Here is a 16,985-nt window from a genome sequence, read left to right on the forward strand (position 1 = left end):
CTTGCACCCATGTGGTGGCTCTCCCCTCGTCGCGAGGGAAGAGTACCGAGCGCGCGCACCTCTGGGAGTGCGCGCTCGCACGCATTCGTAAAGTTCCGACCTGCGCGAGCGCTCTCGTCGCGGCATATGCGGCTGGTACAGGCGCTGTCGACACCTCCCGAGCGGACCTCGGCCCCGACTCCGACTCTGATTCCGATCGAGCGCGACTCCGGAGCGTAGTAACTTGCGCACGCGCTCGCACCATGCGACTCTGATCGCGCGTTCGCAACTGTCGAACACATGTTCCCACATCTGGGGAGGGGTTGCACGTGCTCAACCAGCCGACCGCATCCACCACTGCCATGACCTGGCGCTTTCCCTCTGCACGCGAAGACTGGACTGGCGCCGCGCCGCAGCCTGCGCCGATCTTCCCGAACACTCCGTGTTCACCCGCATCCTCTCCGAGGCCGAGCCGGTATTGCGCGCCTGCAATCAGTGCCCGATCCGTCACGAATGCGAGGCCGTCGTCGACCCCTCGCACACGTGGTTCGACGGAGTGAGCGGGGGACGGCTGTGGCGCAACGGGCGCGAGGTGTCTCGTGGGATGCCGCAGGACACCCCGGAGGGAGCCGCACGATGAGCCGCGAACTGCCCGGCGCCGTCTGGATCGCCTCGCTCGTCCGCCGCTTCCCCGACCTCGTCGACGAGTTGGCGCCCGCTGCCCACGGGGGGCTGCGGGAGCGCCGCGGGGGCGGGCCTGTCGCGGGGACGACGCTGCCCGTACGGCTGCACGTCTCGGACGCCGTACGGGACATCACCGACGGGGTCGTCGAACTGGAGGAGGCCGTACGCGAACGGCTCGGGCTGCGGGCCGTGCCGCCCGCCCCCGTCCCGGTGCGGCTGCGCCGGATCGCCGGGCTGCTGGAGCGGATCGCCGCCGACCCCGTCCTCGCCGCACACGTCGAGGACGAGACCCGGCGCATGGCCGCACGGTGCGCCCGCACGCTCGGCGAGCCCGAGCAGCTGGTCCGCCTGCCCGGCCGTTGCCCGGCCTGCGACTCGGTCTCACTGCGGGCGTTTCCCGAGCGGGCCGAGGTGCGGTGTGTGAACCCCGCCTGCGGGGCCGTACGGGCGGCACCGGCGGACGTACCGGTACCCGAGGAGGACGCACGATCGTGAACACCCCCTTGATCACCGCCGAGTTGGCCGCCGACGAGGCGGGCGTCACGGCCGCGACCATCCGCAAGTGGGTACAGCGCGGGCACCTGCGGGCCGCGGGCGCGCAGGGGCGGAGGCAGCTGTACCGCCTGGAGGACGTGTTCGCGGCCGAGCGCGCGACGTATCGCGCCCGCGGCTGCACCCGCTGATCTCCCCGCCGCTCCCTCGTTCGTACGTCACCGGGGTCCCGTCGCGCACCATGCGGCGGGGCCCCTCTCGTGCACCCGGGGCCCCAACACCCCCTGAAAGGCGGCGAGTTGCGGGATTCCCCGACCACCGTCACACTCGAAGCAGCGGCAGAGCTGCGCCCCCTTCGAAGGGCGGCGGACCTGCCGCTTTTCGCTGCCCGCAATCTCGGGCCCCTCCCGCCTCCCGTCTCCCCGAAGGGAGCGTCCATGTGGCGATCCTGAACTTCCCCGACGTCGAGCGGCTCGTCGTCGACTTCCTCAAGAACCGGACCGAACTGGCCGGGACCACGGTCGACAACAGGCCGCCCGCCGGATTCGACGGCACCCAGCAGGTCGTTCTCGTCTCCCGCGCCGGCGGCGCCTGGATCGACGACCTCCACCTCGACAGGCCGCTGGTCGACCTAGAGGTGTACGGGCCGGACAAGACCACCGCACTCGGCGTCGCCCACGCGGCCCGCGCCTGTGTCCTGGAACTGACCGGCACGCGCTACGGCACAGCGCTCGTCACGGACGTCGACGAGGCGGACGGGCCGCGCTGGCTGCCGGACTACAACCGGCCGGCGGGCAACCGCTACCTGGCCACGCTCCGGCTGTCCATCAGGCCCGCGTGAGCACCACCCGTTCGCACGTCCCTCACTGAGGAGTACACATGGCAGGCTTCAAGAACACCGAGATCCGCATCGCCGGAACCGGCAACGTCTGGTGGGCCCCGGCCGGGACCACCACCAAGGACACCGCCGCGCTGGCCTCCCCGTGGGTGAACCTCGGCTTCACCTCGTCCGACGGCGTCAAGCTCAACAAGAAGGACAAGAACGACCCGGTCGACACCTGGCAGTCCATGGCCCCGGCGCGCTTCATGCTCTCGGACCGGGACCTGACCCTGAAGTTCCAGCTGCTCCAGATCAACAAGGACACGTTCCCGTTCTACCTGGGGCTTCCGTCGTCCTCGGTCGTCGCGTCCGGCTCCCAGACGGAGACCACCGCGCAGAAGATCGACATCACCGGTGCGCCGGGCGGCCAGGACCAGCGGGCCCTCGCCATCGACTTCGCGGACAACAACGGCACCAAGGACCTGCGGTACCGGCTGGTGATCCCGTACGGCGCGGTGTCCGAGGTGGAGGAGCTGTCACTGACCCGCACCGGCGCGGTCAAGCTCGGCGTCACCTTCACCGCGCTGTCCGGTGACGACGCCACCAAGCCGCTGGCCACGTGGCTGGTCAACGACCCGGCGGCGCTGGCCTAGTCCACGCCGCCTTCCCCGGCCCCGGCGCCCGCCCCCCCTTCCGCGGGCGCCGGGGCCGCCCCTTCAGCACGCCTGCAACCGACACAAGGAGCCCCGATGGCCGGATTCGACGTCAACGCCGCCCGGGCCCAGCGCCTCGAAGCGCTCGGCCGCGAATGGACCTTCGAGCTGGACGGCGACAGCTTCGAGCTGCCGACCGAACTCACCCGTGCCACCGCGCACAAGCTGCGCGACCTCGACGACAACGACGTGGACGGACTGCTCCGACTCCTCCTCGGCGAGCAGCAGTTCGCCCGCTTCGAGAAGCTCGACGTCACCATGCAGGACATCGCCGCGATCCTGGAGGCCTACGGCAAGGAGACGGGGCTGGGCCTGGGGGAAGACTGAGCCTCGGCGAGCTCGTCGAAGAGCACGCCGAGGCCCTGGAGGCGGACCTGCTCCGCCACTACGGCATCGACCTCCTGGACTGGCACCACGGCCGGCTCTCCTCCCGCCGGCTCGCGGTGCTGGTCCGGCACCTGCCGCGGGACAGCGCCCTGCTGAAGGAACTTCATGGCGAGGCCGCCGAGTGGTCGCTCACCGACTACCTCCTGGCGAACGTCATCGACCGACTCGCCGAAGCCAACTGGATGTTCGCCATGGTCAACCGCGACGAGGACAGCGAACCGCTCGACTACCCGGAACCGGTACCCCGGCCGGGGCAGCCTTCGGACCCGGGCGAGAGCCCGCACGGAACGTCCGGTGATTCCCTGCCCTCGCTGCAGGAAATTCAGGGGTTCCTTTCCTGAGGGCGGGACAGGGTCAGAGGCAGGAGATACCGGTCACGAGCAGCAAAGCGGCCGCGATTCCTCCGACGATCCATGACACGATTCCGCGGCCCCTTTGCGACACCACTTCTGAATAGCTGGGGACTCTGGAGTCGCAGATTCCCTCTCTTGCAATTTCAGCCGAGGAAACCGAGAACAATCAGAACGAGACAGACGGCAAGAACCGTCGTGGATCCCAACGTGAAGGCGAGTGCGGTCCTGCCGTTGGTCACCTTGTCGGGAGTCTCGATGTTGCCGGGGTCCTGCGGGTCGTAGATCACGTCCAGCACACCGCCCGGACGAGCGGGTGGATATCTGAACGGCCCGACGCTGGTCTGCAGAGCGGCCCCCGACTGGGCCTGGAACCGCACCAGCAGAGTGACCGCTCCGCTCTTTTCCCGTGCTTCGTTCACACAGGTGGCCTGGGTATGGACACCCCGCGTCCGCAGCACCCGTCCCCGCCTGTAGATCCCTACGGAAAACCAAAGAACAATAACGGCAATAACGGCAATCGGAATCGCCGATCCGCTCATTCCCACCCTCCCCACAGAAACCTGCTCACCTTTTAACGTGCACGGTCGGTGCGGCGCTGGCCGCTTCCGCGGCCGGCAATCTCATCGACAAGGACACCCTGGTCACCGAATTGCTGCGGAAGCGCGGATACGAGCACAACGAGTTCGGAATCCCACGCAAGAAGACCGAACCGAGCACGCCCCACCGGCTGCGCTGGTCACCGACATCGACGTGGACCGCCTGAAGAACATGCGCAGCGAGCGCCCCCGAGGAACGTCCGGTGATTCCCTGCCCTCGCTGCAGGAAATCCAGCGGTTCCTTTCCTGAGGGCGGGACAGGGTCAGAGGCAGGAGATACCGGTCACGAGGAGCAGAGCGGCCGCGATTCCTCCGACGATCCATGACACGATTCCGCCCCGAGATTTCCATCGCGCCAGATGAAGAGAAGCGACCCGGCCAGCACAGGGATTCCGAAGATCAGCACACCCGGCCTGTTGCCTCGCAGCACCTCCAGCACTTTCCCACCCTCCGGCCTCACCTGCGCCTCAGCGGTCACGAACTCTATCCATTCACCCACCGCAAGGGCTCGCAGGGGGATCAAGGAGCGACAGAGAAAGGCGGTACATCGCCCCCCTCTTTCTTAGCCGTAGGCGCCACTGAGAGACCAAATGAAGAAATCGCTGGCTATCAGCAGGACTCCGACAATCGCGCAGATGATGCCGTTTCGACGAACCCGAGACACATTCGACAAGTCGCCCTTTTGCCTATCTTGACGAATTGATACATAGCACGCGACAGCGAGGAGCAGAGAAACTCCACCGATCGAGGCCAAAGCAGTGCCCGCCATTCTGGCCAACACCTCGGAGCGACTCACCTCGGAAGCAGCTTCGTACATCGAACCCCCTCTTGATCACCCGAACTGGGAAACCAAACCCGCACGCAGCATACAAGGCGGTGCATCCCGTGGCACAGCACACGAACGAAGACGTCTACGAGAAGTTGACGTCGTTGGAGAAATCAGTCGATACCCTCCCCAAGGAGGGCGACTCGAAAGCCATCACCTCCGCAGAGCTCGACAAGAAAATAGCCTCCCTGAAGAAGGCGATCGAGGAAGGCCCGAAGGACAAGCCCACGGACCTGATAGGCGCCATCAGCGAGCTTCCCGTCCTGAAGGAAGTAATCGGGATTTTCAAGGCGAACGGCACCGCCGCGACCCTCATCCTGGCGATCGTGGTAATCAAGGCTCTGCTCACCACCATCGGCGTGAAATTCCTGGACCTCCAAAAGGCATTTCAGGCCATTACCCGCTCGCTGGCCGGAGGCAAGGAGTTCACCACCAACGACCGCGGCCGCATCTCCCTAGCCACCCCCGAACAACCCCAGTCCCCCAACCCTCTCCCCTCCGTCGACAGCGTCAACGCCGTCAAGGACGCCATTCACGACCTGAACCGGGTGGTGCACACCTACTCCACCCAGGCCCGGAACCTGCCATCCCCCCGGTCCATGCGCCAACTGGCCTCGGCCGCCGGACGGCTGACGCGGGCCGCCGAGCAGCACGCGCAGGTCGACCAGCTCGCCCGGGCGGCGCACACGCTCGAGCAGCGGTTCACCGCGCTGTCCCGGGTCGTCGCCGATGGCGGCGGTGGCAGTGCGAGCTGACCCAAGGCGGCCATCCATCTGATCGGAGGATCCCGTGTCACTCGTTCGTTCTCTCTCCAGTGCCACCACGGCGCTCAACCGCCTTCGTTCCGCGGCCGGCTCCACCGGCGGCGCGCTGACCACCATCAGGAACCGGACCGGCCAGGCCGGCTCAGCGGTGGACAAGCTGCGCGACGGTCTGCGCACCACGGACACGACCCTCGGCAAGTCCAAGGGCGCCACCGACAAGTTCAAAACCTCCCTCGACCACCTCAAGTCCTCCTCGGGGCAGGCCAAGAACGCCCTTCGTGACGTCAAGAGCCAGTCCGACGCCGTGGAGAAGTCCGTCGGAAGGGCGGGCAAGCAGGCGGGGCAGGGCGGGACGTCCATGGGCGGCTTCGGGAAGGGGCTCAAGGGGGCGTCGCTCGCGCAGAAGGGGCTCAACACCGCCATGAAGGCGAACGCCTTCGGGCTGATCATGAGTCTGCTCGCGCCGCTCATCTCCCAGTTCATCAACATGGACAAGGTCTCCGCCGCCCTCGCCAAGGGCGTGAAGTGGGCCTGGAACGCCATCTACGGGGCCGTCAAGAACCGCGCCGGGCCGATCAAGTCCGTCATGAAGGGCATCATCAACGCCTTCACCGCCCTGCCCCGCGCCTACATCAGCGGCCTCAACGCGATGATCGGCGCCCTGAACCGCATCCATGTGAAGATCCCCGGCTGGGTCCCCCACTTCGGAGGCCGCGAGTTCGGCATCCACCTGCCGATGCTGCCCAACATTCCCACCCTCGCCCAGGGCGGCATCGTGCCCGCCCGCACCGGCGGCACCCTCGCCCTCGTCGGCGAGGCGGGCGAGTCCGAGGCGGTCATCCCGCTGTCCAGGCTGGAGCGGATGCTCGGCTCGGGCGGCGGCATGCGCCGGCTGGCCGCCGCCGTCGAGGCGCTCGCCGAGCGGCCCGTCCAGATCGATGTCGACTCCCAGACCATCGCGCGCGCCGTCCTGCTCGGACAGCGCAAGCTCGCCCGGAGGTGAGGCAAGGACCATGGCCAGGAATCTCTGGATCGGCAAGCCCGGTCTGCTGCGGGAAATCGACCAGGCCGCCAGGAACTGGGACCGTACGGCCGAGTTGAACGTCACCGAGTTCAAGTCCCTCGAAGGGCGGGTCACCACCGTCGCCCCGGCCCGCACGATCCGTCGGCTCAAGCTCTCCTGGGAGTCGCTCGCACCCGGTGACGCCCAGCATCTCTCCGGGCTGGCCCGCCGCGTCAACGGACCTGGCGTCCAGGGAAGTTCGCTGACGTCGTACGGGCCACTCGCCGTGCTCGACCCGGCCTCCGTGAATCTGCTCGACCCGTACCAGGCCGCCGCCCAGAGCAGCGAGCCCGGCGGCAGCGACCACTGGTTCACCGTCACCGGCACCATGGTCGTCAGCCCGTCCGTGAACGACACGGTCGTCGCCGACTTCCAGGACACCACCCGGATCGGCTGGCGGCACGGCGTGTGGACGGGCTGGCCGGTGACGCCCGGCATGCAGGTGTCCTGGCTGGTTCCGGCCGACTGGGATCCGGCCCTCGCCGTCGCGCAGTTGGACTGGAAGGCCGCCGACGGCTCGTATCCGAGCACGACGGCCGTGAACGGGGCGAGCATCACCGGCACCGCACCCGCCGGGGCCGCCTTCGTCACCCCGGTCGGCGGGCCCGGCGCGGCCGGTCTGCGGGGTCTCGCCGGAGCCTGCCTGACCATCGGCGAGAGCCCCGTCGCGCACGCGCTCGGCGAGGGCTGCCCGGCGATGTCCGTGACGGCGTACAGCGACGTCCCGTCCGCCCGGCTGCCCTACCGCAGCGTCAGCGTCGACCTGGTGGAGGTGCACGGTGCGGAACTCTGACGAGGTACTCGCCGACGCCCTCGCCGCCCCCGAACGGGTCCCGGCCCACTCCACCCGGCTCGGCGGCCGTGAGATGGGCGGGCAGGTGCAGTCCTGGCGGGTGGAACGGGCGTACAGCACCGATGTGCCCGAGGCGCTGCGGGCGTTCTCCGGGAGCGCGGCGGCCCAGCTGGAGCTGTCGCTCGGCGGAACCGGCGAGCCCGCGCCCCGGCTGTACTCCGCCTGGGCGGGTCGCACCACCGGCGACGTCGTACGCCCCGGGCAGTCCGTGGTGCACGAGGCGGGCGCGAGCGGCCGTACGGTGCCCGCCTTCCGCGGCACCGTACGGTCCCGTACAGCCGCCTCCGGCAGCGACACCGTCACCGTCCAGGCGCTGGACGGCGCGGAGCGGCTGCGGGGCCCGCGCAGCTGCCACGGCCGTACCACGGGCTGCTGCGCGCCCAGCCCGTGGCGACCGCGACCTGGTGCGCGGACGAACTCCTGCGCCAGGCCGGCGTCCACAGTTGCCCGCCGCCCCGCGCCCCCTCCGTCGACGCCGACGTCTCCAGGCCGTTCACCGCGCTCTATGCCTCACTGCACGGCGGCTTCAACGCCTCGTACGGGCAGCCCGAGACGCTGCCGGCCCCGTCGACGTACTCCTGGGTCCGGGACGGGGCGCCGTTCGAGATGGCGCTGATGCCGAAGGCGGCCGGGCTCGCGGTCTCCTGGATGCCGCGGTCCCGCTTCGTCGTCGCGGGCAAGGTGTTCCAGGCCGAGGTGCACGTCAACACCGCTCTGTCCGTCGGCAACGAGCTCGAATTCAAGCTGATCTTCGACCGCAGCGCGGGCGCGTACGGGAACTACGCCCTGAACGTGTACTTCGCCACGGGCGTCGTGAAGATCACCTCTGGAACGGTCGACGGGTCGGGCACGGTCGCGAGCTGGACGATCCCCAAGCTCGCCTCCTTGAAGGGCGTGTGGCACCTCGGGTTCACCGTCGACAGCCGTTCGGGCACCGTCGGCGCGAACACCCAGGCGACCGTGTATCCGCGGCTCACCGCGCCCGACGGGGAGTACGTCGTCCCGTCGACCGGGCCCTACACGTTCACCGAGACATCCGCACTGCAGCCGCCCTCGGAGTTGTTCCAGATCAACCTGAAGACGGACGTGGCCGTCGAGTGCCTCCAGGTCACCGACCGGTCGTGGCCCGACCTCTCCTCGTACACCGCCGACGAGTGGGAACAGAAGGGCCGTTGGGTCAAGGGCGCGGTGCTCGACGACGCGACGGTGCCGCTCTACCACGTGCCGCAGGTCTCCGGCTCCCAGTGGGACGCCGTCACCGAGATCGCCAAGGCCACCATGTCCACCGCCGAGTTCGACGAGCAGGGTGTCTTCCACTGGCGCGGTCCCGGCCGCTTCCAGTCGGTGCCCGCCCGCCCCGACCTCACGGTCACCACCCGGCGCGACATCGCCGCGCTCACCGTCTCGGAGGAGATCGACGCCTGCCGCAACCACTGCGAACAGCCCTATCAGGACTGGACCGGCGTCACGAGCACGTACAGCGACACGGTCACCGACACCGTGATCCGGGAGATCAAGCCGGGCGCCTCGGTGGACGTCGCCTACGCCGTCGCCGAGGACGAGCTCGACATCGGCCCGCTGCAGATCGAGGACGACGTGGCACCCGTCGGCGGACACCGCGTCCGCTTCGGCAGCGCTGCGACGGGCGGCAGCTCGGTCAAGGGCAGCGTGACGGTCAGCTCGCGGCGCGACGGCCCGAACTACATCGTCCGGTTCACCAACTACGGTACGGCGAGCGTGTGGACGGTCACCAAGGACGGCAAACCGTCCGTGCAGATCATCCCGCAGAAGCGCGCGCGGGACCCCAGACAGCGCTCGTTCGCCTGGTACAACACCACCAGCCAGTCCTTCTACGGCAAACAGGTCTACCAGGCGCCCGCGACCGACTGGGTGCAACAGCAGCAGGTGGCCTCGGACCTCTCGCACGCCATGCTCGACGCCGGCCGCTACCCGGTGCCGGTGCTCGGCGAGGTGGAGGTGCTGCACGACCCGCGCATCCAACTCGGGGACGTCGTACGGGTGGTGGACCGCAGCGGGGCCGTGCTCGACACGCTCGCCTGGGTCGTCGGCATCCGCACCACCTGCCAGGCGGGCACCGCACCCCAGCAGACGCTGACGCTGCGCGGCACCTCGTACAACGGCGCCCCGGCCGACTCCGGGCTCACCCCGGACGCGCCGGTCGATCCGGAGTACGGCACCCAGCGCACGTACGCCCTGATCGACGCGCAGAACGCGACGCTCGACGCCCTGACCACCAGCAAGATCACCTATCGCGACCTGCTCAAGGCTCCGGGAAACGCGGCATGAGCGAACTGCCCCCCGAGGACGCTGTGTCGGCCGACGACGACGGGAACGTGGCACACCCCGTGCCGATCGACAGCTCCTCGGCCCAGGAGGGCGACAGCGGCACACCCGCCGACCTGTTCCCGCCGGCGCTCGGCGGCTGACCGCGCCGTCCGTCGTCCCCCTACGTGAGATCCGGAAGGAAGCCCTCATGGCCCTGCTCACCCCGCTCGGCAGCCTGCCCTACCCGCAGCCGGCCGACACCGCGAACATCCCCGTGCACATGCAGTCCCTCGCCGAAGCCGTCGACGGACGCACCGTGCTGCGTTTCGCCGACGCCGCCACACGCGACACCAAGGTGACCGCCCCGGTAGCGGGCATGCTGTGCTGGCTCAGCACACCGAAGCAGTACTGGTTCTACACCGGCAGCGTCTGGACACAGCTGGCGCCCGGCCCCGTCCACAAGGCCAACTCAACCGCGGGAAACACGACTTCGGCGTCGTACGTGGAGTCGCTCACCGGTTCCACCGGTGATCCGACCGCCGTGACCTTCACCGCCCCAGCCTCCGGCGCGGTGCTCGTCGCGCTGGGCGCCCGCCTGAGCAGCAGCGCCACCGCCACATCCTGCTTCATGTCGGCGAACGTCCGGCAGGCCACCACCGTCGTGCTGGCCGCCGCCGACGCCCGTTCGGCGATCTCCACCGGAACCGACCAGTGCTCCGTGAGCACCCAGTTCCAGGTCACCGGGCTCACCCCGAACAGCGTGTACACGGCAACCGCCGCCTACAAGTCGTCGGCCGCCACCGCCACCGCCACCGGCGCCTACCGCTTCGTGACCGTCACCCCAGTCAACTGAGGACTCCACCATGGCCACACCCCTGACCGCCGACGCCCTCGCCCGCGCCCTGCGCGACGAGGGCGTCGACCTTTCCGAGAGCGGCAACTGGCGCACCCACAACCGCAACAGCCGAGGCGCCTGGGGCCCGGTCCACGGCGTCATGCTCCACCACACAGCCGGCACCGACAGCCTCCGCCTGTGCCGCGAGGGCACCGCGGACCTGCCGGGCCCGCTCTGCATCGGCCTGATCACCAAGGACGGCACCGTCCACCTGGTCGGCTACGGCCGCACCAACCACGCCGGTTCGGGCTCGACCGCGGTCCTGGAGGCCGTACGGGCCGAGCAGGCCCCACTGCCCGCCCCCGGACCGGACGCCGTGGACGGCAACGCCCGCTTCTACGGCTTCGAGATCGAGAACCTGGGCAACGGGCGGGACCCCTACCCGGCCGCCCAACTCTCCGCCGTGGAACGGCTTTCCGCCGCGATCTGCCGCGCCCACGACTGGTCCGCGTCCAGCGTGATCGCGCACAAGGAGTGGACCCGCCGCAAGATCGACCCGTCGTTCTCGATGTCCGGGATGCGGCAACGGGTGGCGGCCCGGCTCGGCTCCCGCCCGGTCTCGTACGAACCCTTCCCCGGCGCCGCGTTCTTCGCGCTCGGCCGCCGCAGTCCGCTGATCACAGCCGTCGGCGAGCGACTGGTCGCGGAGGGGTGCGGGCGCTACTCGACCGGCCCCGGCCCGGTGTGGACGCAGGCCGACGTCCTGTCGTACGCGGCCTGGCAGCGCGGGCTCGGCTACGTCGGCAAGGACGCCGACGGCACCCCGGGCCGCACCAGCTGGGACAAGCTGCGCGTCCCGCGCACATGGGGGGCCGGACGTACCCGAGAAGCACTGGAGCACCCGAAAGGAGCCCGGAGATGAGCGACGCCGGCCGCAGAACCCTGCGTACGACACTCCAGACCCTGTTCGCCCTGATCACCGTCCTGCCGCTGGTCGCCGACGACCCGCTGATCCGGGACGTACCCGCGCTCACGGCCGTGGTGGGCGGCGCCGCGCTGCTCAGCCGGGTGATGGCGATGCCCGCGGTGGACCGGCTGCTGCCGGGGTGGCTGCGCGGGCCCTCCCGCGGAGAAACCGCCGATGCCGACGACTGAGGCCGAGAGCGTCGCCCTGGAACTGGAGCGGCTGCGCCGCTCGGTCGACGTCGGGTTCGCCACCACCCGCGGCGACCTCGCCCTCCTCCTGCAACGCGCGGACCAGACCGACAAGACACTCGACGAGCACGAGTCCCACCTCGACGCCCTGGAACGCACCCGCTGGCCCCTGCCCTCCCTCGCGGCCGCCACCTCGTGCACGGCGCTGGCGCTGACGATCTGGCAGTCGATGGGGCGCTGACCCCTGATCCGCCGAACGCGCGGGAACCCCTCGCCCAGGGCTCCCGCGCGTTCGTCAGGGAAATTCGTCAGTGCAGGTCGTCGGTGCAGGAGCACGACTACTTGAGGCCGACCGCCGCGCAGGCCGACTTGTTGGCCGCCGTGCAGATCTGCTTGACGGTGTAGATGCTGTCCTGGATCACCGTGTCCTTGATGTTGTCCTTGGTCAGGGCGACCACGGGCATCAGCTGGGAGGGGATGTTCTTGTTGGTGGGACTGTCGACCTTGTCGCGGGTGAGCGCGTCGAACTCGATGCTGCGTCCCTGGATCTTCGCCACCGCCATCTCGGCGGCCGCGGAGGCCTCGTCGGGGTAGGACTTGTAGACGCTCATGTACTGCTCGCCCCGGACGATCCGCTGCACCGCGTCCAGCTCGGCGTCCTGACCGGTGACCGGCGGCACCTTGCTGACGCCCATGGTCTTCATGGCGTCGATGACGGCGCCCGCGAGACCGTCGTTGGCGGAGTAGACACCGGCGATGTTGCTGAGGCCGATGGCCGAGATGGCCTTCTCCATGTTGGCCTTGCCGACGACCGGGTCCCAGTCCTTGGTGTCGTACGACTTGGAGATGACGACCTTGCCGGTGAGTTCGCCCATGGCGCCCGACTTGAACTGCGCCGCGTTCGGGTCAGTGGGCGAGCCGTTCATCATGACGATCTTCTTCGACGAGGCGTTGGTGCCCAGCGCCTCCAGGAGGGCCTTGCCCTGTACCTGGCCGACGAGCTCGTTGTCGAAGGAGATGTACGCGTCGATCGGGCCCTGTGCCAGGCGGTCGTAGGCGATGACGGGGATGCCCGCGTCCTTGGCCTTCTGGACACCGCTCGCGATGGACTTGGAGTCCACCGCGTCGACGAGGATCACATCGACCTTGTCGTTCACCATCTGCTGGAGCTGCTCGAGCTGCTTGGGCGCGCTCTGACCCGCGTTGGCGTAGTCGACCTTGCCCTTGTTGTTGGTGAGCTTGGCGACCTGCTCCTTGATGATCGGGTAGTCGAACTTCTCGTAACGGGTGTTGGCCTTCTCCGGGAGGAGCAGGCCAACCGTGATGTCGTCACCCTTGGTCGGGCTCGCCTTGGTGTTGCTGCCGCCGATTCCGTCCACGACACCGCAGGCAGCGAGGGAGACGGCCGCCGCGGAGGAAGCCAGGGCTATGGCCGTACGACGAAGCCAGGTGTTACGAGTGTTCACATCAGGTGCCTTCCGGGCGAGGTAGCTGCTTTGCGACCCAGGTGGCTGAAAGCCAACGCGGCGATCACCTCAGCGTCAAGGAGTAACCACTTAACGAGATGGCAACAGCGGTCTGTGTTCCCCAAGTGAACACGATGGGAAGGGGGTGCGGTTCCACTTCCACAGAACCCTCTGATTGACTTGCGTCACTCGCTCCCCGGCGGCGTACAACCCGCCCGCGCGCCCGGGAGTCTTCAACGTGGCCACGCACATCGCAGCACGGGGCAGGGGAAGCATGAGACCAGTTCGACGGGGTGGACCGGCACTCGCCGCGACACTGACGGTCGCCACCGCCGGGGGCCTGCTCGCCGTGTCGGAGGTACCCGCCTCCGCCACGAGCAGCTGCGCGTCACCGGCGTACAAGCGGCAGTTCTACGCGAACACCACCTTCTCCGGCACACCGAAGAAAACGGACTGCGACACGACGGTCAACGAGAACTGGGGCACGAAGGCCCCCGCCTCCGGCCTCCCCAAGGACAACTTCGGCGTCCGCTGGACCGTGACCAGGGACTTCGGCTCCGGCGGACCCTTCGCCCTTCCCGTCGCCGCACAGGACGGCCTGCGCGTCTACCTCGACGGCACCCGCAAGATCGACCTCTGGAAGAACGTCTCCTCCACGGTCAAAAAGACCGTCAACGTCACGATTCCTTCCGGCAAACACACCCTCCGCGTCGACTACGCCAACTGGACCGGCGCCGCCAACGTCAGCTTCGGCTACACCCCCCGCACCACCGCCACCGTCGACAAGGTCAAGCCCCTCACGCCGACGGGCATCTTCGTGGCGTACGACAAAGCCACCGGCAAGGCCAGGCCGACCTGGGCGAAGAACAACGAGATGGACCTCGCCGGCTACCGCCTCTACCGCCGCCTCAAGGGCAGTACCACCTGGTCGAGAACGGCCACGACGACCGCCACCTCGTACACCGACACACCTCCGGCGACCGGCGACACCTACTACTACGAGGTCCGCGCCTACGACAAGGCGGGCAACGAGTCGACGGGCACCACCGACCAGGCCGTGACCACCGTCGACCGGACGGCGCTCGCCGCGCCCGCCGGGCTGATCGCCACCTCACTGCCGCGCGGGCTGCAACTGGACTGGAACGGGGTCACGGGAGCGGTGTCCTACCGCGTCTACCGGGCGACGAGCGAGAACGGCGTGTACGGCGAGGTGGGCCGTACGGACAAGCTGTCGTACCTGGACACCTCGGCCGTCGAGAGCGTCACCTACTACTACCGGGTGACCGTTCTCGACGCGGCGGGCAACGAGTCCGCGCGTTCCACGGCCGCCGCCGGCGAGCGCGAGGACCTCACCCCGCCGCCCGCCGTCACCGGACTGACGGTCACCCCGACCGAGTACGGCTTCGAGCTGGAGTGGGACAAGAACCCGGCCACCGACCTCGGCAGGTACACCGTCTACCGGGGTGAACTCTGGGGCGACGAGGGCGACGAGCAGGTGTGCGCCGGAACGCTGACGGAGTACCTCCCGGCCGACACCACCTCGTACTCGTACACCACCCGACCGGACGGCGACCGCGTCTGCTTCTTCGTCGACGCCATCGACACGTCCTGGAACTCCTCGTTCAAGTGGACCCGGACGGCCGAGGCCGTGGTCGCGACCGAGCTCGACACGACGCCGAGCGTGCCGACGCCCGAGGGCTCGCCGCTCCGCCTGGAGGCGTCCGCGACGGAGGGCGACGAGGGCAACCAGCTGTTCTGGTCCGGGCTCGGAGCGGGCGACGAGGAGTCCGCGGAGCCCGCGCAGGGCTTTCGCATCTACCGGTGGAATCCCGCCACCGCCGCGTACGAGAAGATCCACGAGACCTCCGCCGGAGCGTTCGTGTACTTCGACACCGGCGCGAAGCGCGGCACCACGTCCTACTACTGGGTGACCGGTGTGAAGGCCGACGGCACCGAGACCCTGCCCGCCGGCGACTGGACGGTCACCGGACCGGCGCGGTGACCTGAGGAACGCCGAAGGGGGTGGGGAGGTCGACGACCTCCCCACCCCCTTCGCTACGCGGGAGCTAGTCCGACTGCCTCTTCGGGCGCCAGACCACCAGCGCGCTCGTCTGCTGGACCTCCTGGTACGGGACCAGGTCGCGGCGGTACGAGGCGTGCACCGCGGCCTCGCGCTGCTGCATCGCGACAGCGGCGCCGTCCAGGGCCGACTCCAGTTCCGCGACGCGGGACTGGAGGGCGGCGACCTGGTTCTCCAGCTCGATGATGCGCTTGATGCCGGCCAGGTTGATGCCCTCGTCCTGCGACAACTGCTGGACGGTGCGCAGCAGTTCGATGTCGCGGGCCGAGTAACGCCGGCCGCGCCCGGCCGTGCGGTCGGGGGAGACCAGGCCGAGGCGGTCGTACTGGCGCAGGGTCTGCGGGTGCAGGCCGGAGAGTTGGGCCGCCACCGAGATGACGTAGACCGGGGTCTCCTCGGTCAGTTCATAGGGGTTCCGACGACGGCCGTCCATCTGCTCATGCTCCCTTCGCGGCCTGGAACAGCTCCGCCCGTGGGTCCTCGCCCGCGGTTGCCTCGCGATACGCCTCCAGGGCGTCGCGAGCCTTGCCCGACACGTCCGTGGGGACCGCGACCTCCACGGTGACGAGGAGGTCGCCGCGCGTGCCGTCCTTGCGGACGGCGCCCTTGCCGCGGGCCCGCATCGTACGGCCGTTGGGCGTGCCCGGGGGCAGTTTCAGGGTGACCGGGGGACCGCCCAGGGTCGGTACGCGCACCTCGCCGCCGAGTGCCGCCTCCGCGAAGGTGACGGGCACGGTGACGGTGAGGTTGTCGCCCTTGCGGCCGAAGACCGGGTGGGCGTCCACGTGGACCGTGACATACAGGTCACCCGCCGGGCCGCCCCGTTCGCCGGGTGCGCCCTTGCCCCGGAGACGGATGCGCTGGCTGTCGCTGACCCCCGCCGGGATGCGGACCTGCATCGTGCGTGAGGACTTGGCGCGGCCGCTGCCGTGGCATATCTCGCAGGGGTTCTCCGCGATCAGACCGCGGCCCTTGCAGTCCGGGCAGGGGTCCGTGAGCGAGAAGCCGCCGCCGGAGCCGCGCGCGACCTGGCCGGTGCCGACGCACGTCGGGCACACACGCGGTGTGCCGTTCGCGTCGCCGGTGCCCGAACAGGCCTTGCAGGGCGCCTGGGACGTCATCCGCAGCGGGACCGTCGCGCCGTCCACCGCCTCGGTGAAGCTGAGCGTCACCTCGGTGTCGATGTCCTGGCCGCGCCGGGGCTGGGTCCGCGTACCGGTGCCCGCGCCGCCGCGGTTGAACAGGCCCCCGAAGACGTCTCCGATGCCGCCGCCGAAGCCGCCGGCACCGCCCGCTCCGCCCTGGGCGCCGCCTCCGAAGAGGTCGCCCAGGTCGAAGTTGAAGTTGCCGCCGCCCGCGCCGGGACCCGGACGGAAGCCGCCGTTGCCGAAGAGGGCGCGTGCCTCGTCGTACTCCTTGCGCTTCTTGGGGTCACCGAGCACGTCGTTCGCCTCGGAGATCTCCTTGAAGCGCTCCTCGGCCTTGACGTTGCCCTTGTTGGCGTCCGGGTGGAACTCGCGGGCGAGCTTCCGGTACGCCTTCTTGATCTCTGCCTCGGTGGCGTCCTTGGGGACGCCGAGGACCTTGTAGAAGTCCTTCTCGATGAAGTCCTTGGTGCTCATCCTCGACGTCC

Annotated in this window: 22 protein-coding genes; 17 read left to right on the plus strand and 5 right to left on the minus strand. The window is 69.2% G+C overall.

Annotation, left to right across the window (positions count from 1 at the left end; genetic code table 11):
* Positions 1 to 421: 421 nt before the first annotated feature.
* The 7 genes from OG819_RS11790 (at position 422) to OG819_RS11820 (ending at position 3,416) form a co-directional block, all read left to right on the plus strand.
* Entirely contained in the window at positions 422 to 619 is a 198-nt protein-coding gene (locus OG819_RS11790; protein ID WP_266649293.1) for a hypothetical protein, read from the plus strand.
* Complete coding sequence (locus OG819_RS11795; RefSeq protein ID WP_266626870.1) at positions 616 to 1,158, plus strand: hypothetical protein; 543 nt, start codon at positions 616 to 618, stop codon at positions 1,156 to 1,158. The genes OG819_RS11790 and OG819_RS11795 overlap by 4 nt, the downstream gene beginning before the upstream one ends.
* Positions 1,152 to 1,346, plus strand: a complete 195-nt coding sequence (locus OG819_RS11800) for a helix-turn-helix domain-containing protein (RefSeq protein ID WP_266634535.1) — start codon at positions 1,152 to 1,154, stop codon at positions 1,344 to 1,346. The genes OG819_RS11795 and OG819_RS11800 overlap by 7 nt, the downstream gene beginning before the upstream one ends.
* Positions 1,347 to 1,594: 248 nt before the next feature.
* Positions 1,595 to 1,996: a hypothetical protein gene (locus tag OG819_RS11805; protein ID WP_266626868.1), complete on the plus strand. Its 402-nt coding sequence runs from the start codon at positions 1,595 to 1,597 to the stop codon at positions 1,994 to 1,996.
* Positions 1,997 to 2,034: 38 nt separating this feature from the next.
* Positions 2,035 to 2,628, plus strand: a complete 594-nt coding sequence (locus OG819_RS11810) for a phage tail protein (protein WP_266649295.1) — start codon at positions 2,035 to 2,037, stop codon at positions 2,626 to 2,628.
* A 96-nt stretch (positions 2,629 to 2,724) separates the two neighbouring features.
* Positions 2,725 to 3,015: a hypothetical protein gene (locus tag OG819_RS11815; RefSeq protein ID WP_266649297.1), complete on the plus strand. Its 291-nt coding sequence runs from the start codon at positions 2,725 to 2,727 to the stop codon at positions 3,013 to 3,015.
* A 65-nt stretch (positions 3,016 to 3,080) separates the two neighbouring features.
* Positions 3,081 to 3,416 (plus strand): hypothetical protein, encoded by a 336-nt coding sequence (locus OG819_RS11820; RefSeq protein WP_266652671.1) that lies wholly within the window; start codon positions 3,081 to 3,083, stop codon positions 3,414 to 3,416.
* A gap of 155 nt (positions 3,417 to 3,571) precedes the next feature.
* Here the strand turns inward: OG819_RS11820 and OG819_RS11825 are convergent, their stop codons facing one another.
* On the minus strand, positions 3,572 to 3,967 hold the full coding sequence (locus OG819_RS11825) for a DUF3592 domain-containing protein (RefSeq protein WP_266649299.1): 396 nt from the start codon (positions 3,965 to 3,967) through the stop codon (positions 3,572 to 3,574).
* A 942-nt stretch (positions 3,968 to 4,909) separates the two neighbouring features.
* Here OG819_RS11825 and OG819_RS11830 point away from each other — a divergent pair.
* The 3 genes from OG819_RS11830 to OG819_RS11840 are packed head-to-tail and all read left to right on the plus strand — an operon-like array spanning position 4,910 to position 7,470.
* The gene (locus OG819_RS11830; protein WP_266649300.1) at positions 4,910 to 5,605 is read left to right on the plus strand and encodes a hypothetical protein; all 696 of its coding nucleotides are present in this window, start codon (positions 4,910 to 4,912) and stop codon (positions 5,603 to 5,605) included.
* Between the two features lie 34 nt (positions 5,606 to 5,639).
* The gene (locus OG819_RS11835) at positions 5,640 to 6,617 is read left to right on the plus strand and encodes a hypothetical protein (RefSeq protein ID WP_266649301.1); all 978 of its coding nucleotides are present in this window, start codon (positions 5,640 to 5,642) and stop codon (positions 6,615 to 6,617) included.
* Between the two features lie 10 nt (positions 6,618 to 6,627).
* Positions 6,628 to 7,470 carry a hypothetical protein gene (locus OG819_RS11840; RefSeq protein ID WP_266649302.1) on the plus strand — a complete coding sequence of 281 codons (843 nt, stop codon included), beginning with the start codon at positions 6,628 to 6,630 and terminating at the stop codon, positions 7,468 to 7,470.
* Here OG819_RS11840 and OG819_RS11845 read toward each other — a convergent pair.
* Positions 7,430 to 7,885 (minus strand): hypothetical protein, encoded by a 456-nt coding sequence (locus OG819_RS11845; protein WP_266649304.1) that lies wholly within the window; start codon positions 7,883 to 7,885, stop codon positions 7,430 to 7,432. The two genes, OG819_RS11840 and OG819_RS11845, sit on opposite strands and share 41 nt — an antisense overlap.
* Before the next feature lie 32 nt (positions 7,886 to 7,917).
* Here OG819_RS11845 and OG819_RS11850 point away from each other — a divergent pair, with 32 nt between their 5' ends.
* From OG819_RS11850 to OG819_RS11875, 6 genes are read left to right on the plus strand one after another with little or no spacing between them, the layout of a single operon-like run.
* The gene (locus tag OG819_RS11850) at positions 7,918 to 9,837 is read left to right on the plus strand and encodes a hypothetical protein (protein ID WP_266649305.1); all 1,920 of its coding nucleotides are present in this window, start codon (positions 7,918 to 7,920) and stop codon (positions 9,835 to 9,837) included.
* Positions 9,834 to 9,977, plus strand: coding sequence for a hypothetical protein (locus OG819_RS11855; protein ID WP_266432078.1), 144 nt, complete (start codon positions 9,834 to 9,836; stop codon positions 9,975 to 9,977). The genes OG819_RS11850 and OG819_RS11855 overlap by 4 nt, the downstream gene beginning before the upstream one ends.
* A gap of 47 nt (positions 9,978 to 10,024) precedes the next feature.
* Complete coding sequence (locus tag OG819_RS11860) at positions 10,025 to 10,669, plus strand: hypothetical protein (RefSeq protein ID WP_266649308.1); 645 nt, start codon at positions 10,025 to 10,027, stop codon at positions 10,667 to 10,669.
* 10 nt (positions 10,670 to 10,679) lie between these two features.
* The gene (locus OG819_RS11865) at positions 10,680 to 11,573 is read left to right on the plus strand and encodes a peptidoglycan-binding protein (RefSeq protein ID WP_266649310.1); all 894 of its coding nucleotides are present in this window, start codon (positions 10,680 to 10,682) and stop codon (positions 11,571 to 11,573) included.
* On the plus strand, positions 11,570 to 11,806 hold the full coding sequence (locus tag OG819_RS11870) for a hypothetical protein (RefSeq protein ID WP_097225262.1): 237 nt from the start codon (positions 11,570 to 11,572) through the stop codon (positions 11,804 to 11,806). The genes OG819_RS11865 and OG819_RS11870 overlap by 4 nt, the downstream gene beginning before the upstream one ends.
* On the plus strand, positions 11,793 to 12,047 hold the full coding sequence (locus OG819_RS11875; RefSeq protein ID WP_266649311.1) for a hypothetical protein: 255 nt from the start codon (positions 11,793 to 11,795) through the stop codon (positions 12,045 to 12,047). The genes OG819_RS11870 and OG819_RS11875 overlap by 14 nt, the downstream gene beginning before the upstream one ends.
* Positions 12,048 to 12,144: 97 nt before the next feature.
* Here OG819_RS11875 and OG819_RS11880 read toward each other — a convergent pair whose 3' ends face one another.
* On the minus strand, positions 12,145 to 13,272 hold the full coding sequence (locus OG819_RS11880) for a substrate-binding domain-containing protein (protein WP_266649312.1): 1,128 nt from the start codon (positions 13,270 to 13,272) through the stop codon (positions 12,145 to 12,147).
* A gap of 274 nt (positions 13,273 to 13,546) precedes the next feature.
* On the opposite strand from OG819_RS11880, the gene OG819_RS11885 reads away from it, so the two are divergent.
* A complete protein-coding gene (locus OG819_RS11885) occupies positions 13,547 to 15,274 on the plus strand; it encodes a PA14 domain-containing protein (protein ID WP_266649314.1) in 1,728 nt (575 codons plus the stop codon).
* 64 nt (positions 15,275 to 15,338) lie between these two features.
* Here OG819_RS11885 and OG819_RS11890 read toward each other — a convergent pair whose 3' ends face one another.
* Together OG819_RS11890 and dnaJ are read right to left on the minus strand one after the other, a co-directional pair.
* Entirely contained in the window at positions 15,339 to 15,785 is a 447-nt protein-coding gene (locus OG819_RS11890) for a helix-turn-helix domain-containing protein (protein ID WP_266432085.1), read from the minus strand.
* Positions 15,786 to 15,789: 4 nt separating this feature from the next.
* Positions 15,790 to 16,974 carry a molecular chaperone DnaJ gene (gene dnaJ, locus OG819_RS11895; RefSeq protein WP_266584230.1) on the minus strand — a complete coding sequence of 395 codons (1,185 nt, stop codon included), beginning with the start codon at positions 16,972 to 16,974 and terminating at the stop codon, positions 15,790 to 15,792.
* Between the last annotated feature and the right edge of the window lie 11 nt (positions 16,975 to 16,985).

This window comes from Streptomyces sp. NBC_01549, assembly GCF_026339955.1.
In the GTDB taxonomy this organism is placed as follows: domain Bacteria; phylum Actinomycetota; class Actinomycetes; order Streptomycetales; family Streptomycetaceae; genus Streptomyces.

What these genes read in the sequence shown, in the direction of transcription:
- OG819_RS11860 (WP_266649308.1), top strand. Translation starts at nt 10,025, where the DNA reads ATGGCCCTGCTCACCCCGCTCGGCAGCCTGCCCTACCCGCAGCCGGCC.
- OG819_RS11890 (WP_266432085.1), bottom strand. Translation starts at nt 15,785, where the DNA reads ATGGACGGCCGTCGTCGGAACCCCTATGAACTGACCGAGGAGACCCCG.
- OG819_RS11840 (WP_266649302.1), top strand. Translation starts at nt 6,628, where the DNA reads ATGGCCAGGAATCTCTGGATCGGCAAGCCCGGTCTGCTGCGGGAAATC.
- OG819_RS11855 (WP_266432078.1), top strand. Translation starts at nt 9,834, where the DNA reads ATGAGCGAACTGCCCCCCGAGGACGCTGTGTCGGCCGACGACGACGGG.
- OG819_RS11810 (WP_266649295.1), top strand. Translation starts at nt 2,035, where the DNA reads ATGGCAGGCTTCAAGAACACCGAGATCCGCATCGCCGGAACCGGCAAC.
- OG819_RS11815 (WP_266649297.1), top strand. Translation starts at nt 2,725, where the DNA reads ATGGCCGGATTCGACGTCAACGCCGCCCGGGCCCAGCGCCTCGAAGCG.
- OG819_RS11875 (WP_266649311.1), top strand. Translation starts at nt 11,793, where the DNA reads ATGCCGACGACTGAGGCCGAGAGCGTCGCCCTGGAACTGGAGCGGCTG.
- dnaJ (WP_266584230.1), bottom strand. Translation starts at nt 16,974, where the DNA reads ATGAGCACCAAGGACTTCATCGAGAAGGACTTCTACAAGGTCCTCGGC.
- OG819_RS11795 (WP_266626870.1), top strand. Translation starts at nt 616, where the DNA reads ATGAGCCGCGAACTGCCCGGCGCCGTCTGGATCGCCTCGCTCGTCCGC.
- OG819_RS11870 (WP_097225262.1), top strand. Translation starts at nt 11,570, where the DNA reads ATGAGCGACGCCGGCCGCAGAACCCTGCGTACGACACTCCAGACCCTG.
- OG819_RS11885 (WP_266649314.1), top strand. Translation starts at nt 13,547, where the DNA reads ATGAGACCAGTTCGACGGGGTGGACCGGCACTCGCCGCGACACTGACG.
- OG819_RS11865 (WP_266649310.1), top strand. Translation starts at nt 10,680, where the DNA reads ATGGCCACACCCCTGACCGCCGACGCCCTCGCCCGCGCCCTGCGCGAC.
- OG819_RS11825 (WP_266649299.1), bottom strand. Translation starts at nt 3,967, where the DNA reads ATGAGCGGATCGGCGATTCCGATTGCCGTTATTGCCGTTATTGTTCTT.